This window comes from Streptomyces sp. NPDC028308 (assembly GCF_055565855.1).
Genome location: NZ_JBVHTO010000004.1, coordinates 97,325 through 112,142, shown reverse-complemented (window position 1 = coordinate 112,142; position 14,818 = coordinate 97,325). Strand labels below are relative to the sequence as shown.

Genomic DNA, 14,818 nt, shown 5'->3' with positions numbered 1-14,818 from the left:
CCGCGGACACCGGAACCTGCCCGGTCACGCCCCCCGGGGGTCCCGCGTCTGACAGCCAGCGGGACGAAATGGTAGAAGCGTGCATGACCAACTTCAGCTCCACGCGCCCCACCCGCGTCCGATGACCGGGGGCATCGACACCCCGGACCGCCGGGGCCGCACCGGACTCGACCGCACCGGCCGGGACCTGACCGGCAACCCGCGGGTCAAGATCCGCGACGTGACACTGCTCTCCAGCCACTGGTACGTGGAACGCACCACGACTTTCGACTTCCGGCACGCCGACGGCACCTGGAGCACCCAGGAACGCGAGACGCACGACCGCGGCAACGGCGCCACCATGCTGCTGTACGACGCCGAGCGCGAAACCGTGCTGCTCACCCGGCAGTTCCGCTATCCCGTGTACGTCAACGGACACCCCGACGGGATGCTGGTCGAGACGCCCGGCGGACTCCTCGACGAGGAGGACGAGCACCCCGAGGTCGCCGTACGGCGCGAGGTGGTCGAGGAGACCGGGCACACCATCGGCGAGGTCCGGCACGTCTTCGACGTCTACATGAGCCCGGGTTCGGTCACCGAGCGCGTGAGTTTCTACGCCGCCTCCTACGGCCCGTCCACCCGCACGCACGAGGGCGGGGGCCTGGCGGAGGAGGGTGAGGACATCGAGATCGTCGAACTCCCCTTCCGCAGGGCCCTGGAGATGATCCGCACCGGCGAGATCGCCGACGCGAAGACCATCATGCTGCTGCAGTGGGCCGCGCTGGAGGGCCCGTTCAGCGCCGGATGACGCACGGCGTCACCGGGTCGGCGGGCGCCACTCGAAGAGGATGATCGTGGCGTCGTCCTGGAGATGGTCGCTCTGGGACTCCACGATGGAGTGGATCAGCCGCCGCAACACCTCCGGGGGCAGCTCGCCGCCCGCCGTGGCGCGGATGACGGAGTCGGTGAACCGTTCGAGGCCGAACAGGCCGCCGTCCCAGGTCCGCGCCTCGGTGACACCGTCGGTGTACATCAGGACGCGGTCGCCCGGCTCCAGGGTGATCTCGTGCACGTGGCGCGAGCGCGCGGCGAGCAGGGAGGGCAGCCCCATGGGCGGCTCCGCCTCGCGGTCCATGGCACCCTCCACCACCCGTTCGTCCCGGATGAGCAGGGGCGGCGGGTGCCCGCAGTTGATCCACCGCAGCAGTCCGGTGGCCAGGTCGAGCTGGCACAGGACCGCGGTGCAGAACTGGTCCGGCAGCCACTCGCCCAGCGCGGCGTCCACGGACTCCGCGAGCTCCGGCAGATCCGCCCCCGTACGGCGGGCGTTGCGGCAGGCCGCCAGCGACACCGCGGTGGTCAGCCCCGAGGCCAGGTTGTGCCCCATGGCGTCGAGCACCGACACGTGCAGCGCTGTCTCCGTCAGCGAGTGGTCGAAGCCGTCCCCGCCGATCTCGTAGGCGGGCTCCAGGACGGCCGTCGACACGGCGTGCGTGTTGCCGATCGTGCGGGGCGGGAGGAAGGCGCGGAGCATCTCGGCGGGCAGCTGCATCGGTTCGGTGCGGGTGCGCCGTACGAAGGAATCCTTGTACGCCCGCTTCGACGTGATCATCATGGCGAGCAGCGTCGCGAGGGTCCGGCCGCGCCGCAGCGACAGAGGGTCCAGGGACGGGCAGTGCACCGCGAGGACGCCGAGGCGTTCGGCCCCGTCCAGCAGCGGCAACCACGCCGTCATCCCGCCCAGCTCGGACTCCTCGACGCGCAGCGACTGCGTGCGGTACGTCCAGCCCGCGAGGGAGTCGTCGATGTCGAGCGTCGAGGCCACGTCCGTCAGCGGCACGAGCCGGCGCTGCTGCAGATCGGCGAGGTACACCACGGAGTGCTGGAGCCCGAGGGCCTTGGAGCACCGCGCCACCGCCGTGGTCAGGTCCAGCGCCGCGTTGCCGGGATCGGCGAGGAACTCCGTCAGGAGCGCCTCCTCGCTCTCCGCCGTCGCCACCTGTTCTCCCCTCGTCGTGCGTCGCGGCCCGTCGCTCGGGTGTCCCGCCCAGCAGTCTCACACCGGCGCCCGCACCGCGCCCGGCGACACGGAGCCCCCGTCGCCCCCGGAGACCGTCACGCACCGTGTTCACCTGGAGTCCCTGGCGTGCCGGAACGTGTGGTCTGCCTCAGCCTGGATACGCGGGCTGCAAGGCAACGACAACCGTCCGTCCGGAGGACACAGACACATGGGCAGTCAGAACGGCGAAGAAGTGATGGGCGACGAGGTCTACCAGCCCGACGGGACCGAGGGCCGGGAGGACGACGGCATCCTCGACCCGGAGGACACCCTCTCCGACCGCGAGTCCGACCCGTACGAGGAGGGCTGGTCCCCGCCCGAGCGGCCGCTCGCCGTGGACCACGAAGGAACCACGGCACGGGAGCAGCGGGAGGGCGAGAGCCTGGACCAGCGGCTCGCGGAGGAGCGGCCGGACCCGGCGCTGGAGGAGCCCGACACCGGTGACGGCGTCGGCGACCTCCCCGACGGCGAGGGGGAACCCGTGGACGACGAGGTCGGGCAGGAGCGAGCCGGCCGCCTGGTCGCCCCCGACGAGGGCGCCCACGAGGACGCCGAGAAGGACATGCTCGCCGAGGACGTGGGCATCGACGGCGGCGCGGCCTCCGCCGAGGAGGCCGCCGTCCATCGCATCCCGGACGACGAGACCGGCCCCCTGTAACGGCCGGACACCCCCGCCCGCCCCTCACCTGGAGGACACCCGTGGACCGCGACTCCGCGCGCCCCGTCACCTCACCCGACCGCCACCACTCCGAGGTGACCCTCCGGGTGAACGGCAAGCCGTACCCCCTCACCGTCGACCACCGCTCCGTCCTCCTGGACGTGCTGCGCGAGGACCTCGGCCTCACCGGCGCCAAGAAGGGGTGCGACCACGGCCAGTGCGGCGCCTGCACGGTCCTGGTGGGCGGCCGCCGCGTCAACAGCTGTCTCCTGCCGGCGGTCGCCCACGACGGCGCCGACATCACGACCGTCGAGGGCCTCGCCGGCGGGGACGGCGAGGCGCTGCACCCACTCCAGCAGGCCTTCCTCGACCGCGACGCCTTCCAGTGCGGCTACTGCACACCGGGGCAGCTGTGCAGCGCCGTCGGCGCCGTGGCCGAGGCGGAGGCGGGCCATCCCTCGCACGTGACCGACCCTGCCACGCCCTCGGGACGGCCGGTACCGCTGGACGCGGACGAGATCCGCGAGCGGCTCAGCGGCAACCTGTGCCGCTGCGGCGCCTATCCGCACATCGTCGAGGCCGTCGAGGACGTGATCCGGTGAAACCCTTCGCCTACGTACGCGCGGAGAGCGTCGAGGAGGCCGCCGACGCCTACGCCGCCCACCCCGGTGCCCGCTACCTCGGCGGCGGCACCAACCTGGTGGACCTGATGAAGCTCGGCGTGGAGGAGCCCGCCACCCTCGTCGATGTAAGCCGCCTGCCCCTGGACACCGTCGAGGAGCTGCCCGACGGCTCGGTACGCGTCGGAGCGACGGTGCGCAACAGCGACCTCGCGGCCCACCCGGCCGTCCGGGACCGCTACCCGGTGCTCTCCCAGGCCCTCCTCGCCGGCGCCTCGGGACAGCTGCGCAACGTCGCCACCACCGGCGGCAACCTGCTCCAGCGCACCCGCTGCCCCTACTTCCAGGACGTCGACAAACCCTGCAACAAGCGCAGCCCCGGCTCCGGTTGCGGCGCGCGGGACGGCGTCCACCGCGACCACGCGGTGCTCGGCCACTCCGAGCAGTGCATCGCCACCCACCCCTCCGACATGGCCGTCGCGCTCGCCGCACTCGACGCGCGCGTGGAGCTGTACGGACGCGACGGCCGGCGCAGTGTCCCGGTGGCCGAGTTCCACCGGCTCCCCGGCGACCGTCCGGAGCAGGACACCGAGATCGGTCCCGGCGAGCTCGTCACCAGGGTGCTGCTCCCCGCTTCCACGTCCGGACTGCCCTCCGCCTACCGCAAGGCCCGTGACCGTGCCTCGTACGCCTTCGCGCTCGCGTCGGTCGCCGCCGTGCTGGACGTGGCCGACGGCGTCGTGCGGCACGCCGGGATCGCCTTCGGCGGACTGGCCCACCGGCCCTGGCGGGCCCGCCGCGCGGAGGAGGCGCTGCTGGGGGCGGCGCCCACCAGGGCCGCGTTCGAACACGCCGTGGACCTGGAACTTGAGGCCGCCCGACCGCTGCGCGACAACGCCTACAAGGTGCCCCTCGCCCGCGGCCTCGCCATCGACGTACTGGGCCGTCTCGCGCCCCCCGCCGTCACCTGAACCCGGCGTCCCGGACGTCCCGGACGGCCCGCACCGCCGTCACCCGAACCCCGCCCCGGACCGGCACCCGACCAGGCCGGATCCCGGCACGCACCAGGAGGACCCATGGCCGACACCGGTACCGCGCTGGGCGCACCCGCCGAACGCCGGGAGGGCCGCGACAAGGTCACCGGCGCCGCCCGTTACGCCGCCGAGCACCCCCTGCCGCGCCGCGCCCACGCCTGGCCCGTGCCCGCCACCGTCGCCGCCGGTTCCGTCCGGGCGATCGACACCGCCGCCGCACTCGACGTGCCCGGGGTGCTGTCGGTGCTCACGCACGAGAACGCGCCCCGGCTGGCGGAGCCCGACGACGCCACGCTCGCCGTGCTGCAGAACGACCGGGTGCCGCACCGCGGCTGGTTCGTGGCCCTGGTCGTCGCCGACACCATGGAGGCGGCCCGGGCGGGAGCCGCCGCCGTACGTGTCGACTACGCCGTCCGGGACCACGACGTGACCCTCACCGAGGGCCACCCGGCGGCGTACGTCCCCGAGGAGGCCAACGGCGGCTACCCGGCCCACCGCGAACAGGGCGACCCCGAGGGCGCCTTCTGCTCCGCGCCGGTCCGCGTCGACGGCGACTACCGCATCCCTCCGCTGCACAACCACCCGATGGAGCCGCACGCCGCCACCGCCCGCTGGGAGGGCGACCGGCTGGTCGTGCACGACTCCAGCCAGGGCGCCACGACCGTGCGCACCGTGCTGGCGCAGCTCTTCGGCATCCCCGAGGAGAGCGTCACGGTGCTCTCCGAGCACGTCGGCGGCGGCTTCGGGTCCAAGGGCACCCCGCGCCCGCACGTCGTGCTCGCGGCGATGGCCGCCCGGGTGACCGGCCGCCCCGTCACGCTCAACCTGCCCCGCCGCCGGCTGCCCGCCGTCGTCGGCCACCGCGCCCCCACGCTGCAGCGCGTCCGGCTGGGCGCCACCGCGGACGGCACCCTGACCTCCGTGCTCCACGAGGTGACCACGTACACCTCGCGCATCAAGGAGTTCGTGGAGCAGGCCGCCATGCCCACGCGGGTCATGTACGGCTCACCGCACAGCCTCACCACGCACCGGGTGGTGCCGCTGGACGTCCCCAGCCCGTCCTGGATGCGCGCCCCGGGCGAGGCCCCGGGCATGTACGCCCTGGAGTCGGCCATGGACGAACTGGCCGTCGAGCTGGGCATGGACCCGATCGAGCTGCGGATCGCCAACGAGCCCGACACCGAGCCCGACAGCGGAAAGCCCTTCAGCAGCCGCCATCTGGTCGAATGCCTGCGCGAGGGGGCGCGGCGCTTCGACTGGTCCCGCCGGGACCCCCGCCCTCGCTCGCGGCAGGAGGGACCCCTGCTGATCGGGTCGGGCGTCGCGGCGGCCACGTACCCGGTGCTGGTCTCGCCCTCCACGGCGGCGGCACGCGCCCTGCCCGACGGCGACTTCGTGGTCCGCCTCAACGCCACGGACATCGGCACCGGAGCGCGCACCGTCCTCGCGCAGGTCGCCGCCGACGCCCTCGGCGTCCCGCTCGACCGCGTCCGCACCGAGGTGGGGAGCAGCGATCTGCCCCCGGCCCCGCTCGCCGGCGGCTCGTCCGGCACCGCCTCCTGGGGCTGGGCCGTGCACGAGGCCTGCTCCCGGCTCCGGGCGCGCTTGGGCGGCCACGAGGGACGGCTGCCGGACGGCGGCATCGAGGAGCGTGCGGACACGGCGGGCACCGCCGACGCCGAGAGCGACTACGCGCGGCACGCGTTCGGCGCCCACTTCGCCGAGGTCGCCGTCGACACCGTCACCGGAGAGGTACGGGTCCGCCGCCTCCTGGGTGTCTACGCCGCCGGACGCATCCTCAACCCCCGCACCGCGCGCTCCCAGTTCATCGGCGGCATGACGATGGGCCTCGGCATGGCGCTGACCGAGGGGAGCACGATGGACGCCCCGTTCGGCGACTTCACGGAGTCCGACCTCGCGTCGTACCACGTGCCCGTGCACGCCGACATCCCGCCGGCCGTCGAGGCGTACTGGGTCGACGAGGACGACCCGCACCTCAACCCCATGGGCAGCAAGGGGATCGGCGAGATCGGCATCGTCGGCACGGCGGCCGCCATCGGCAACGCCGTCCACCACGCCACGGGGATCCGCCTGCGCGAACTGCCCCTGACGCCGGACCGCGTACTCACCGCCCTGGCGGACCACGGAAGCGGGGGACGGCTCCCGTAGCGGAGGGCGGGGCCGCGTCCGCACGCCTTCGAGCGGGCCCGCCCGGCCGGTCCGAGGACCAGGGCGGCGCCGACGCAGACGGGCAGGCGCCGGACGCCAGCCCCCCCGGGACACCAGCCCTCAGCCCTCAGACCCCGTGCGACCGACGACCGACGACCGACAAAGCCGACGCGGTGCCTGCGAAGCGCAGGCCCGCGTCGGCTGACACGGTGGGGGCCGTCTCGCGACGGACACCCGGTCATTCCGGTGTCTGGTGCGCCCCGGTCAGCGGCCGGTACTCGGGACGCCTGCCCATCCGCTCGGAGGCGAGGAGCGCCAGCAGGGCCGTGACGGCCGCGAGCGCGGCGAGCACCGACACGAGGCCGGCCAGCCACGGCGGAGCCGCGGTGATCTCCAGGCCCTGCGAAAGGCCCGGCGACCTGAGCCGGCCCTCCAGCAACTGCATGACGGCAAGCGCCGTCGGCACGACCACGGCGGTCGCGAGCAGGGGCAGGGCGTTCTTGAGGACCAGCGCCAGGGCGAGCAGCAGACACAGTGCCGAGGCGCCGAGGGCGAAGCCGTACGCGTTCGCCGAAGCGCCGTCCCGGTGCAACGGGAAGTAGGCCAGCGCGCACATCAGGAGGGCCGCGGCGGCGACCCGGGCCGGCCAGGCGGGAGGCGCGCCGTCCTGGCGCGGCGGGCGGGGTCGGCGCGGACGCCGAGCGCGTCCGTGGTCCTCCGGTGCCTCGTGGGCGAGCGCCGGCAGGTCCGCGGAGCCCGGCTGGGCCGCGGAGCCCGGCTGGGACGACGGGAGCACGGAGTGCCCCGCCAGCAGACCGGTGCCGTGCGTGGGCACGTTCTGCTCCTGGGCCAGCTTGCCGATGAGCTGCACGAGCTCCTCGACCGGGCGGCTCGCGGCGGCCCGTACCGCCTCCTCGGCGCAGTGCTGCTCCACGGGCGGCCGGTGCAGCAGTGCCATCAGGCGGGTGACGTCCTCCACCGGGCGGGACTCCGCCGCGGCGCGGATCGCCTCGTCGGCGGAGTCGGGGTGGCGCGGCGGCCGGGTGAGCAGCGCCACGAGCCGGGTGACGTCCTCGACGGAACGGTCCACGCCGACCGCCCGCAGGGCGTCGACGGTGGCTCGCGCGTACTCGGGCGACTGCTCCAGAAGCGTGATGAGCTGCACCACTTCTTCCAGCGGACGGTCGGCGACGGCGGCGTGCACGAGTCCGTGCACGGGGTCGGCGTACTGCTCCTGAGGTGCTGGTCCGGCCCGCACGGGTCCCTCTTGTGCCGGGCGCGCGGGCGGGGCTTCTGCCGTGGGTTCCGCGCCGACGGGCGGCAGGGGCGGCATGGGCGGCGCCGGGGGACCGGCCGCGTCGTGCGCGGGTATCTCCGGCTGGTCCGGGCTGGGCGAGAAAGAGAAAGAGCGGGTGGTCATGGTCGGCTCCATGAAGAGGGTGCGGCTGCCGCCACTCCCCGATGTGCGACGGCAAGCTGATGCTGACCATTCCTATGGGGCCCTCCACCGCCCCGCCACCCGGATGCGGCACCCGTGTGAGTGGCGTCCCCCGCAGGGGTGGGTTCGGAGCTGTACGGGAGTCGGCCCTCGTCAGGCCGTGAGTGCCTCTCTCGCGGTGGCCGCCACCGCGTCGGCCACCGCGGTGAGCGCCGGCGAGTCGAGTTTCCACTGCTGCCAGTACAGCGGCACGTCGACACCGCGCTCCGGGTCGAGCGGGACGAGCCGTCCGTCGTCCAGCAGCGCTGCCGCCTGTACGACCGGCACCATGCCCCAGCCCATCCCGGCCACGACGGCGTCGACGAAGCCCTCCGAGGTGGGCACGAAGTGGCGCAGGGCGGCGGCGCGGTGCCCCGGGCCGCGGAGCGCGCGGACGAAGGCGTCCTGGAGGTCGTCGCGCCGGTCGAAGGCGACGACGGGCGCCTGCGCGAGCACTTCGTGCAGCGGGGTGTCCGGCTGTCCGCCGAGCCACCTCCCGGCCCAGGCGGGGCTCGCCACCGGGAGGTAGGGCATGCGTCCGAGCGGGCGCACGGAACAGCCGGTCACGGGATCGGGCGAGGAGGTCACGGCCGCCATCACCCGGCCCTCCCGGAGCAGGGCGGCGGTGTGGTCCTGGTCCTCGCGGCGCAGCTCGAAGGAGAGGCGCAGGTCTCGCGGTACGCGGGTGAGCGCCGGCAGGAACCAGGTGGCGAGGGAGTCGGAGTTCACGGCGATCGACAGCCGTGTGGGCTCGCCGGAGTCCGTCATGCCCAGCTCCGCGTGCGCGTCGCGCTCCAGCCGGGCCAGCTGACGGGCGAAGCGCACCACGACCTCGCCGGACTCGGTCGGCCGCACCGGTTTCGTCCGGGTCAGCAGGACGCGCCCGGTGCGCTGTTCGAGTGCCTTGACGCGCTGGCTGACCGCGGAGGGGGTCACGTGCAGGGCGCGGGCGGCGGCGTCGAAGGTGCCCTCGTCGACGACCGCGAGCAGGGTGCGGACCTGGTCGAGCGGCAACTCTGTCATCACGGGAGCTAATGATAGGTGAGAATCTTTAGCTGTACTTTCGTGCGAGCTCTTCCTAGCGTCGGTCGCATGACCAACGCCTTCAGCGCCGCGGCGGCCGGATTCGGCACCGGGCTCTCACTCATCGTCGCGATCGGCGCCCAGAACGCCTTCGTGCTGCGCCAGGGCGTCCGCCGCGACGCGGTCCTCGCGGTGGTGGGCATCTGTGCGGTGTCCGACGCCGTGCTGATCGCGCTCGGGGTCGGCGGGGTGGGCGCGGTGGTCGTGGCCTGGCCCGAGGTGCTGACCGCGGTGGGCGTGGTCGGCGGGGCCTTCCTGGTCGTCTACGGCGTGCTGGCCGCCCGTCGGGTGTTCCGGCCGGCCGCCCTGCGGGTGGAGGGGGAGGCGGCCGGGTCGCGGCGGCGGGCGGTGCTGACCTGTCTGGCGATGACCTGGCTCAACCCGCACGTCTACCTGGACACGGTCTTCCTCCTCGGGTCCGTGGCCGCCGACCGGGGCCCGCTGCGGTGGACCTTCGGGCTCGGTGCCGTCCTCGCGAGCCTGTGCTGGTTCACCGCGCTGGGCTTCGGCGCCCGTCTGCTGAGCCGCTTCCTGGCCCGGCCCTCGTCGTGGCGCGTGCTGGACGGTCTCGTCGCCGCGACGATGATCGGCCTGGGCGCCTCGCTCATCGCCGGAGCCTGATCCGCCCTGTCCGTGAGGCTGTGGCCGCCTGCGCTCGCCCCGGTGCACCACGGCGACGGCCGTCAGGCCCAGCGCCAGCCCCGCACCCGTCTGCACTCCGAACGGTTCGCCGAACATCAGCGCTCCCCACACGGCGGTCACCGGCGCCATCAGGAACATGAGGGTGTTGACCCGGGTCACTCCGCAGCGCCGCAGGAGGAGCCAGTACAGGCCGTAGCCGCCGAACGTGGGCAGTACGACGAGCCAGGCGACGGCGACCCAGAAGGGCGTGGCGGAGGGCGGGGCCGCCGTCCCGGTCGCGGCGGCGAGCGCGCCGAAGACGACGGCGCTGGTCCCGACGTGGACCGTCATGGCCACGGACGGAGGGACCTGGGAGGGGGAGCGCCGGTCCAGGATCGTGGCCGCCACCAGGCAGAGCATGCCGAGGAACGGCACGAGGTACGCCCACCCGGGGACCCCCTCGGCGGCTCCCGCGTCGGCCGACGTGACCACGGCGACGCCGGTGACGCCCAGGGCCAGCCCGGCCCACTGCGTCCGGGTGACGCGGGTGCCGAGGAGAGGGCCCGCGAGCGCCCCGGTCACCAGGGGCTGCGTGCCGTCGATGAGGGCCGTCGTGCCGGTGGAGACGCCGAGCTGGATGGCGTAGTACACGGTCAGGAGGTAGCCGCTCTGCGACAGGGCCCCCACGAGGACCTGCCGGGCGAGCTCCCTGCGTGTCGCCCCGCGCCACGCGCGCCGCGTGACCGTCAGGGAGGCCATGCCCAGGACGGCGGCCAGGGGCAGGAACCGCCACAGCAGCAGCGTGACCGCGGGCGCGCTTCCCGCCCCGAGCCCGGCGCCGATGAAGCCGGAGCTCCAGGCGACGACGAATGCGATGGAGAGCAGCGGGTTCACTGCGGAGACACCTCCCGGGCCGAGGTCCGGACCGGCCGCGTGTCGAGTAGACCGATCTGTTTACTTCGCTGTCGAGTATACGGATCGGTTTACTGTGGTGGCATGACGAGTGCGACCGGATCCCCCCGCGAGGCCGGGGCCGCCCCCCGCCGGGTGACCCTCACCCCGGCGGCCCGCCGCGTCCTGGAGGCGGCGGGCAGGCTTTTCTACGAGCGCGGCATCCACGCGGTCGGCGTCGACCTGATCGCGGCCGAGGCGGGGGTCACCAAGAAGACCCTGTATGACCGCTTCGGCTCCAAGGAGCAGATCGTCGTCGAGTACCTGGCCGGCCGGGACGAGCGTTGGCGGGCCTTCCTCGCCCCCCGGCTCGAAGCCGCACGCACCCCCGCGGAGAAGGTCGCCGCCGTCTTCGACGCCTCACGGGACTGGACACGGGTGCACAGCCCCCGGGGGTGCGGCATGGTCAACGCGCACGCGGAGATCGACGACCCGGCCCACCCGGCGTCCGCGATCATCGACGGCCAGAAGCAGTGGATGCTCACCCTCTTCACCGACCTCGTACGACCGCTCGCCCCGGAGGCGGCCGAGTCCGCCGGGCGCACCCTGATGCTGCTGCACGAAGGCGCCCTCGTCGCCCACGGCATGAACGTCTTCCCCGGAGCGGTCGACCACGCCCGCACCGAGGCCTGCCGGGTGGTGGCACGGGCCGCCGCCCAAGGACGGGAGGGCTGACGCCCCGTCCTCCATGCGGGCCCCCGGTGCGAGTGGTTGCCGCGGTCGACGATAGTGAGGGCTGACACCGAAAGATGTATCGAGCATCCAGGACGGCCGTGGACACCAGCAGCAACACCACCGACAACGACGCGGAACCCCACGACGCGAAGCCGCGACCGGCCGAGCCCGCCGCCCGGCAGACCGGATGGCGCCGCTGGGCCATGGACACCCGGCCGCTGCGCCGCCCGGCCTACCGGCGGCTCTGGTCGTCGACCGTCGTCACCGCCGTGGGCAGCCAGCTCACCGCCGTCGCCGTCCCCAAGCAGATCTACGACATCACCGGCTCCTCCGCCTGGGTCGGCTACGCGAGCCTCGCCGGCCTCCTGCCGCTGGTCGTCTTCGCGCTGTGGGGCGGCGCGGTCGCCGACAGCATGGACCGCCGCAAACTGCTCCTCGTCACCAACACCGGCGTCGCCGTCACCTCCCTGCTGTTCTGGATACAGGCGGCCACCGGACTCGGCTCGGTGCTCGTCCTGATGGTGCTGCTCGCCCTCCAGCAGGCGTTCTTCGGCCTCAACGCCCCCGCCCGTACCGCCTCCATCGCCCGCCTGGTCCCGCCGGAGGAACTGCCCGCGGCGAACGCGCTCGGCTCGACCGTCATGCAGGTCGGCCTGGTGGCGGGCCCGCTGCTCGCCGGCGCCCTGATCCCCGTGATCGGCCTGGCCGAGCTGTACCTCATCGACGCCCTCGCCCTGTGCGTCACCGTGTGGGCCGTGCACCGGCTCCCCGCGCTGCCGCCACTCGCCGCCTCGGCGGCCCGCCGCGCCGGACTCCGCGAGGTCGTCGCGGGCTTCCGCTACATCTCGCTGCACAAGGTGCTGCTGCTGTCCTTCCTCGCCGACATCGTCGCCATGGTCTTCGGCATGCCCCGGGCCCTCTTCCCGCAGCTCGCCTCCGAGACGTACGCGCCCTACGGCGAAGGACTCGCCCTCGGCCTGCTGTTCGCGGCGATCCCCGTCGGCGCCATGGCCGGCGGACTCCTGTCCGGCACGTTCTCGCGGGCCCGCCGGCACGGCTTCATGGTCATCGCCGCCGTGGTGGCCTGGGGCGTGGCGATCACCGGCTTCGGACTGAGCACCAGCCTCTGGGTGGCCGTCGCGTTCCTCGCCGCGGCCGGCGTCGCCGACATGGTCTCCATGGTCTTCCGCGGCGCCATCCTCCTGTCGGCGGCGACGGACGAGATGCGCGGGCGGATGCAGGGCGTCTTCACCGTCGTGGTCGCGGGCGGACCCCGCCTCGCCGACGTCCTGCACGGGACGGCCGGTTCACTGCTCGGGGCACGCACGGCCGTCGTCGCCGGCGGACTGCTGGTCGTGGCCACCACGCTGCTCCTGGCCTTCGTGACACCGGCGCTGCGCCGCTACGAGATCTGAGCCCGGCGGAGCGGGGCGCCCCGGCCGCCTCACGGGAGGTCGGCGGCCGAGTCCTCGGGAGCGAGGTCCGGACGGAGCCGGTGCCACGACGGCTGCCGCAGCAGCCCGGCGCGCGTACGGGTGCTGTAGCGCACCTCGCCGACCAGCAGCGGCAGCACCCAGCGCGCTCCCGGCGCGTGCGGCACCGGGTCGAAGGGGCAGGTGTCGCTCGCCGCCGCGTGCAGGAGCCGGGCGAGCGCCGCCCGCTCGTCCTCGCTCCAGCCGGTGCCCACGCTGCCGACGTAGCGCAGCCGCCCGCCCTCGCGCTGTCCCACCAGAACGGCACCGGGCAGTCCGGTCAGCCTGCCGCGGCCCGGCGACCAGCCGCCGATGATCACGTCCGCGGTCAGCAGGTTCCGGATCTTGATCCAGGCCCGGGAGCGGACCCCGGGCTCGTAGACCGAGTCCAGCCGCTTGCAGACCAGCCCCTCCAGGCCGTTGTCGCGGGTGAGCTGCAGTGCCGCCTCCCCGTGGCCCACGATCGCGGACGGCGTGGACCAGGCGGGCCCGTCGAGGTTGAGCGACTCCAGCTCCCCGCGCCGGCGGGCGTAGGTGAGGTGCGTCAGGTCGTCGCCGCGCAGGTGCATCACGTCGAACAGCATCAGGTGGGCGGGCGCCTCCGCGGCCCGGCGTGCCGCCATGGCCGGGGCGTGCGCGAGACCCATCCGCGACTGGAGCCGCTGGAAGTCACCACGCCCCCGCTCGTCCAGCACCAGGATCTCCCCGTCCAGGACCGCCGGCGTACTCCCGAGAGCCCCGCCCAGCGCCCCCAGTTCCGGGTAAGCGGCGGTGATGTCGTCCCCGGACCGGGCGCGCAGCAGCACGCTCCCGTCCCCGGGCAGGTAGACCACCACGCGCTGCCCGTCCTGCTTCGTCTCGTAGGCCCAGCGCGGGTCCTGTGCGGTGGGGGGCAGCACACCTGGAGTGGCGAGCATGGGGGCGATGCGCGGGAGTCTCACCCTTCAGTTGTCGACCGCCCGAGCGCGGTTCCACGCCCTTCACGCCGGTCTTTCCCCTGAACGGGGCCGCCGTCAGCCCTTGACGGCCCGTGCCATCAGCGTCTGCGGCCGAAGGCCGCGCCGGACGTCCAGCTCGCCCGGCACCCCGGTGCGTACGGCGGTGGCGAACTCCCGGCGCAGCACCGGCCGGCCCTCCTCGCTGTCGAGACCTGTGCTGTCGTACACGAGCGGCGGCTGCGCCCCGAACAGTTCGACGCGGGTGATGCCTTGCGAGACGTTCACCGCCCCGGAGAGCGAGGCCTGGCTGACCGCGCCGTTCTCGTGCTCGCAGGTGAGCTCGATCCAGTGGCGCGGGTCACCGGTGCCCCGGATGCCGGTGATCGGCCCGACCGCCGCGTCGAGCAGGTCCAGCAGATGCGGGCCGAGGTCAAGCAGCGCACCGTGTTCCAGCCGCCAGGAGGTCGCGAAGTCACCGCCGAGGAAGGCGCCGTGCACCAGGCAGGAGCGGGCCCCGCCACGTCCAGGCCGCGTGCGGCGCCGATGAACTCCCGGACGGCGGGGTGATAGCGGTTGGACAGCACGAGCTGGGAGACGACCCTGGCCTCCTCGACCGCGTCGGCGAGCCGCCGGGCCGAGGGCAGGTCGACGCCGAGGGGCTTCTCCAGCAGCAGCGCCCTGCCCGCCCGGGCGGCACGGAGGGCGAGGTCCGCCTGGACGGCCGGGGGCACGGCGAAGGCGACCGCCTCACAGCCGTCGAGCAGTTCCTCGAAGCTCGCCGCGACGGCGGCCCCGTACGGTGCGGCGGTCTCCCGGGCCGCCTCGGCGCGGCGCGCCCACACGCCGGTCAGCAGCGTCTCGGGCCCGGCGGCGAGCACGCGCGCGTGCACGGCCCGCGCCCAGGGGCCCGCGCCGACGAGCCCGACCCCCACCGGCGGGAAGGATCAGGCGGGCGGAGTGCCGTTCACGGGGAGTCCGTTCTGTCGTGGGGCGCGGGTGACGGAACTCCATCACGAGATGCCGCGTCCTGACCAGGGCCGGGAAGCCCGTCCGCCGCGGAGCCGCGCACGCCGGGGATCCGC

The 14,818-nt window shown here is 74.1% G+C and carries 12 protein-coding genes and 2 pseudogenes; 8 read left to right on the top strand and 6 right to left on the bottom strand.

From position 1 onward, the window contains the following. The first annotated feature begins 121 nt into the window (after positions 1 to 121). Positions 122 to 787, top strand: a complete 666-nt coding sequence (locus ACZ4VA_RS10710; protein ID WP_468081112.1) for an NUDIX domain-containing protein — start codon at positions 122 to 124, stop codon at positions 785 to 787. 9 nt (positions 788 to 796) lie between these two features. On the opposite strand, the gene ACZ4VA_RS10705 is transcribed toward ACZ4VA_RS10710, so the two are convergent. Further along, positions 797 to 1,978: a PP2C family protein-serine/threonine phosphatase gene (locus tag ACZ4VA_RS10705; RefSeq protein ID WP_356164096.1), complete on the bottom strand. Its 1,182-nt coding sequence runs from the start codon at positions 1,976 to 1,978 to the stop codon at positions 797 to 799. 229 nt (positions 1,979 to 2,207) lie between these two features. Between ACZ4VA_RS10705 and ACZ4VA_RS10700 the strand changes: the two genes are divergently transcribed. The 4 genes from ACZ4VA_RS10700 (at position 2,208) to ACZ4VA_RS10685 (ending at position 6,519) form a co-directional block, all read left to right on the top strand. Further along, entirely contained in the window at positions 2,208 to 2,696 is a 489-nt protein-coding gene (locus tag ACZ4VA_RS10700; RefSeq protein WP_355790186.1) for a DUF5709 domain-containing protein, read from the top strand. Between the two features lie 41 nt (positions 2,697 to 2,737). Continuing rightward, the gene (locus ACZ4VA_RS10695; RefSeq protein ID WP_356164094.1) at positions 2,738 to 3,298 is read left to right on the top strand and encodes a (2Fe-2S)-binding protein; all 561 of its coding nucleotides are present in this window, start codon (positions 2,738 to 2,740) and stop codon (positions 3,296 to 3,298) included. Then, positions 3,295 to 4,287: an FAD binding domain-containing protein gene (locus ACZ4VA_RS10690; RefSeq protein ID WP_468080842.1), complete on the top strand. Its 993-nt coding sequence runs from the start codon at positions 3,295 to 3,297 to the stop codon at positions 4,285 to 4,287. The genes ACZ4VA_RS10695 and ACZ4VA_RS10690 overlap by 4 nt, the downstream gene beginning before the upstream one ends. Before the next feature lie 105 nt (positions 4,288 to 4,392). Beyond that, a complete protein-coding gene (locus tag ACZ4VA_RS10685; RefSeq protein ID WP_468080840.1) occupies positions 4,393 to 6,519 on the top strand; it encodes a xanthine dehydrogenase family protein molybdopterin-binding subunit in 2,127 nt (708 codons plus the stop codon). A gap of 238 nt (positions 6,520 to 6,757) precedes the next feature. On the opposite strand, the gene ACZ4VA_RS10680 is transcribed toward ACZ4VA_RS10685, so the two are convergent. Next, positions 6,758 to 7,939, bottom strand: coding sequence for a hypothetical protein (locus ACZ4VA_RS10680; protein WP_356243517.1), 1,182 nt, complete (start codon positions 7,937 to 7,939; stop codon positions 6,758 to 6,760). A gap of 171 nt (positions 7,940 to 8,110) precedes the next feature. Next, positions 8,111 to 9,019: a LysR family transcriptional regulator ArgP gene (locus tag ACZ4VA_RS10675; RefSeq protein WP_452919577.1), complete on the bottom strand. Its 909-nt coding sequence runs from the start codon at positions 9,017 to 9,019 to the stop codon at positions 8,111 to 8,113. A 69-nt stretch (positions 9,020 to 9,088) separates the two neighbouring features. Between ACZ4VA_RS10675 and ACZ4VA_RS10670 the strand changes: the two genes are divergently transcribed. After that, positions 9,089 to 9,700 (top strand): LysE/ArgO family amino acid transporter, encoded by a 612-nt coding sequence (locus ACZ4VA_RS10670; RefSeq protein WP_356243521.1) that lies wholly within the window; start codon positions 9,089 to 9,091, stop codon positions 9,698 to 9,700. Here the strand turns inward: ACZ4VA_RS10670 and ACZ4VA_RS10665 are convergent. Continuing rightward, positions 9,650 to 10,594: pseudogene (locus ACZ4VA_RS10665) on the bottom strand (DMT family transporter); the annotation flags it as partial. The gene ACZ4VA_RS10670 and the pseudogene ACZ4VA_RS10665 overlap by 51 nt on opposite strands. A 102-nt stretch (positions 10,595 to 10,696) precedes the next feature. Between ACZ4VA_RS10665 and ACZ4VA_RS10660 the strand changes: the two are divergent. Continuing rightward, positions 10,697 to 11,326: a TetR/AcrR family transcriptional regulator gene (locus ACZ4VA_RS10660; RefSeq protein ID WP_468080837.1), complete on the top strand. Its 630-nt coding sequence runs from the start codon at positions 10,697 to 10,699 to the stop codon at positions 11,324 to 11,326. A gap of 74 nt (positions 11,327 to 11,400) precedes the next feature. Further along, positions 11,401 to 12,741 (top strand): MFS transporter, encoded by a 1,341-nt coding sequence (locus ACZ4VA_RS10655; RefSeq protein WP_468080836.1) that lies wholly within the window; start codon positions 11,401 to 11,403, stop codon positions 12,739 to 12,741. 29 nt (positions 12,742 to 12,770) lie between these two features. On the opposite strand, the gene ACZ4VA_RS10650 is transcribed toward ACZ4VA_RS10655, so the two are convergent. After that, the gene (locus ACZ4VA_RS10650) at positions 12,771 to 13,739 is read right to left on the bottom strand and encodes an ATP-dependent DNA ligase (protein WP_468080834.1); all 969 of its coding nucleotides are present in this window, start codon (positions 13,737 to 13,739) and stop codon (positions 12,771 to 12,773) included. 72 nt (positions 13,740 to 13,811) lie between these two features. Next, positions 13,812 to 14,668: pseudogene (locus tag ACZ4VA_RS10645) on the bottom strand (Gfo/Idh/MocA family protein). Between the last annotated feature and the right edge of the window lie 150 nt (positions 14,669 to 14,818).

Coding starts and splice junctions, on each gene's coding strand:
- ACZ4VA_RS10710 (WP_468081112.1), top strand. CDS start 122: ATGACCGGGGGCATCGACACCCCGGACCGCCGGGGCCGCACCGGACTC.
- ACZ4VA_RS10700 (WP_355790186.1), top strand. CDS start 2,208: ATGGGCAGTCAGAACGGCGAAGAAGTGATGGGCGACGAGGTCTACCAG.
- ACZ4VA_RS10685 (WP_468080840.1), top strand. CDS start 4,393: ATGGCCGACACCGGTACCGCGCTGGGCGCACCCGCCGAACGCCGGGAG.
- ACZ4VA_RS10680 (WP_356243517.1), bottom strand. CDS start 7,939: ATGACCACCCGCTCTTTCTCTTTCTCGCCCAGCCCGGACCAGCCGGAG.
- ACZ4VA_RS10675 (WP_452919577.1), bottom strand. CDS start 9,019: ATGACAGAGTTGCCGCTCGACCAGGTCCGCACCCTGCTCGCGGTCGTC.
- ACZ4VA_RS10670 (WP_356243521.1), top strand. CDS start 9,089: ATGACCAACGCCTTCAGCGCCGCGGCGGCCGGATTCGGCACCGGGCTC.
- ACZ4VA_RS10660 (WP_468080837.1), top strand. CDS start 10,697: ATGACGAGTGCGACCGGATCCCCCCGCGAGGCCGGGGCCGCCCCCCGC.
- ACZ4VA_RS10655 (WP_468080836.1), top strand. CDS start 11,401: ATGTATCGAGCATCCAGGACGGCCGTGGACACCAGCAGCAACACCACC.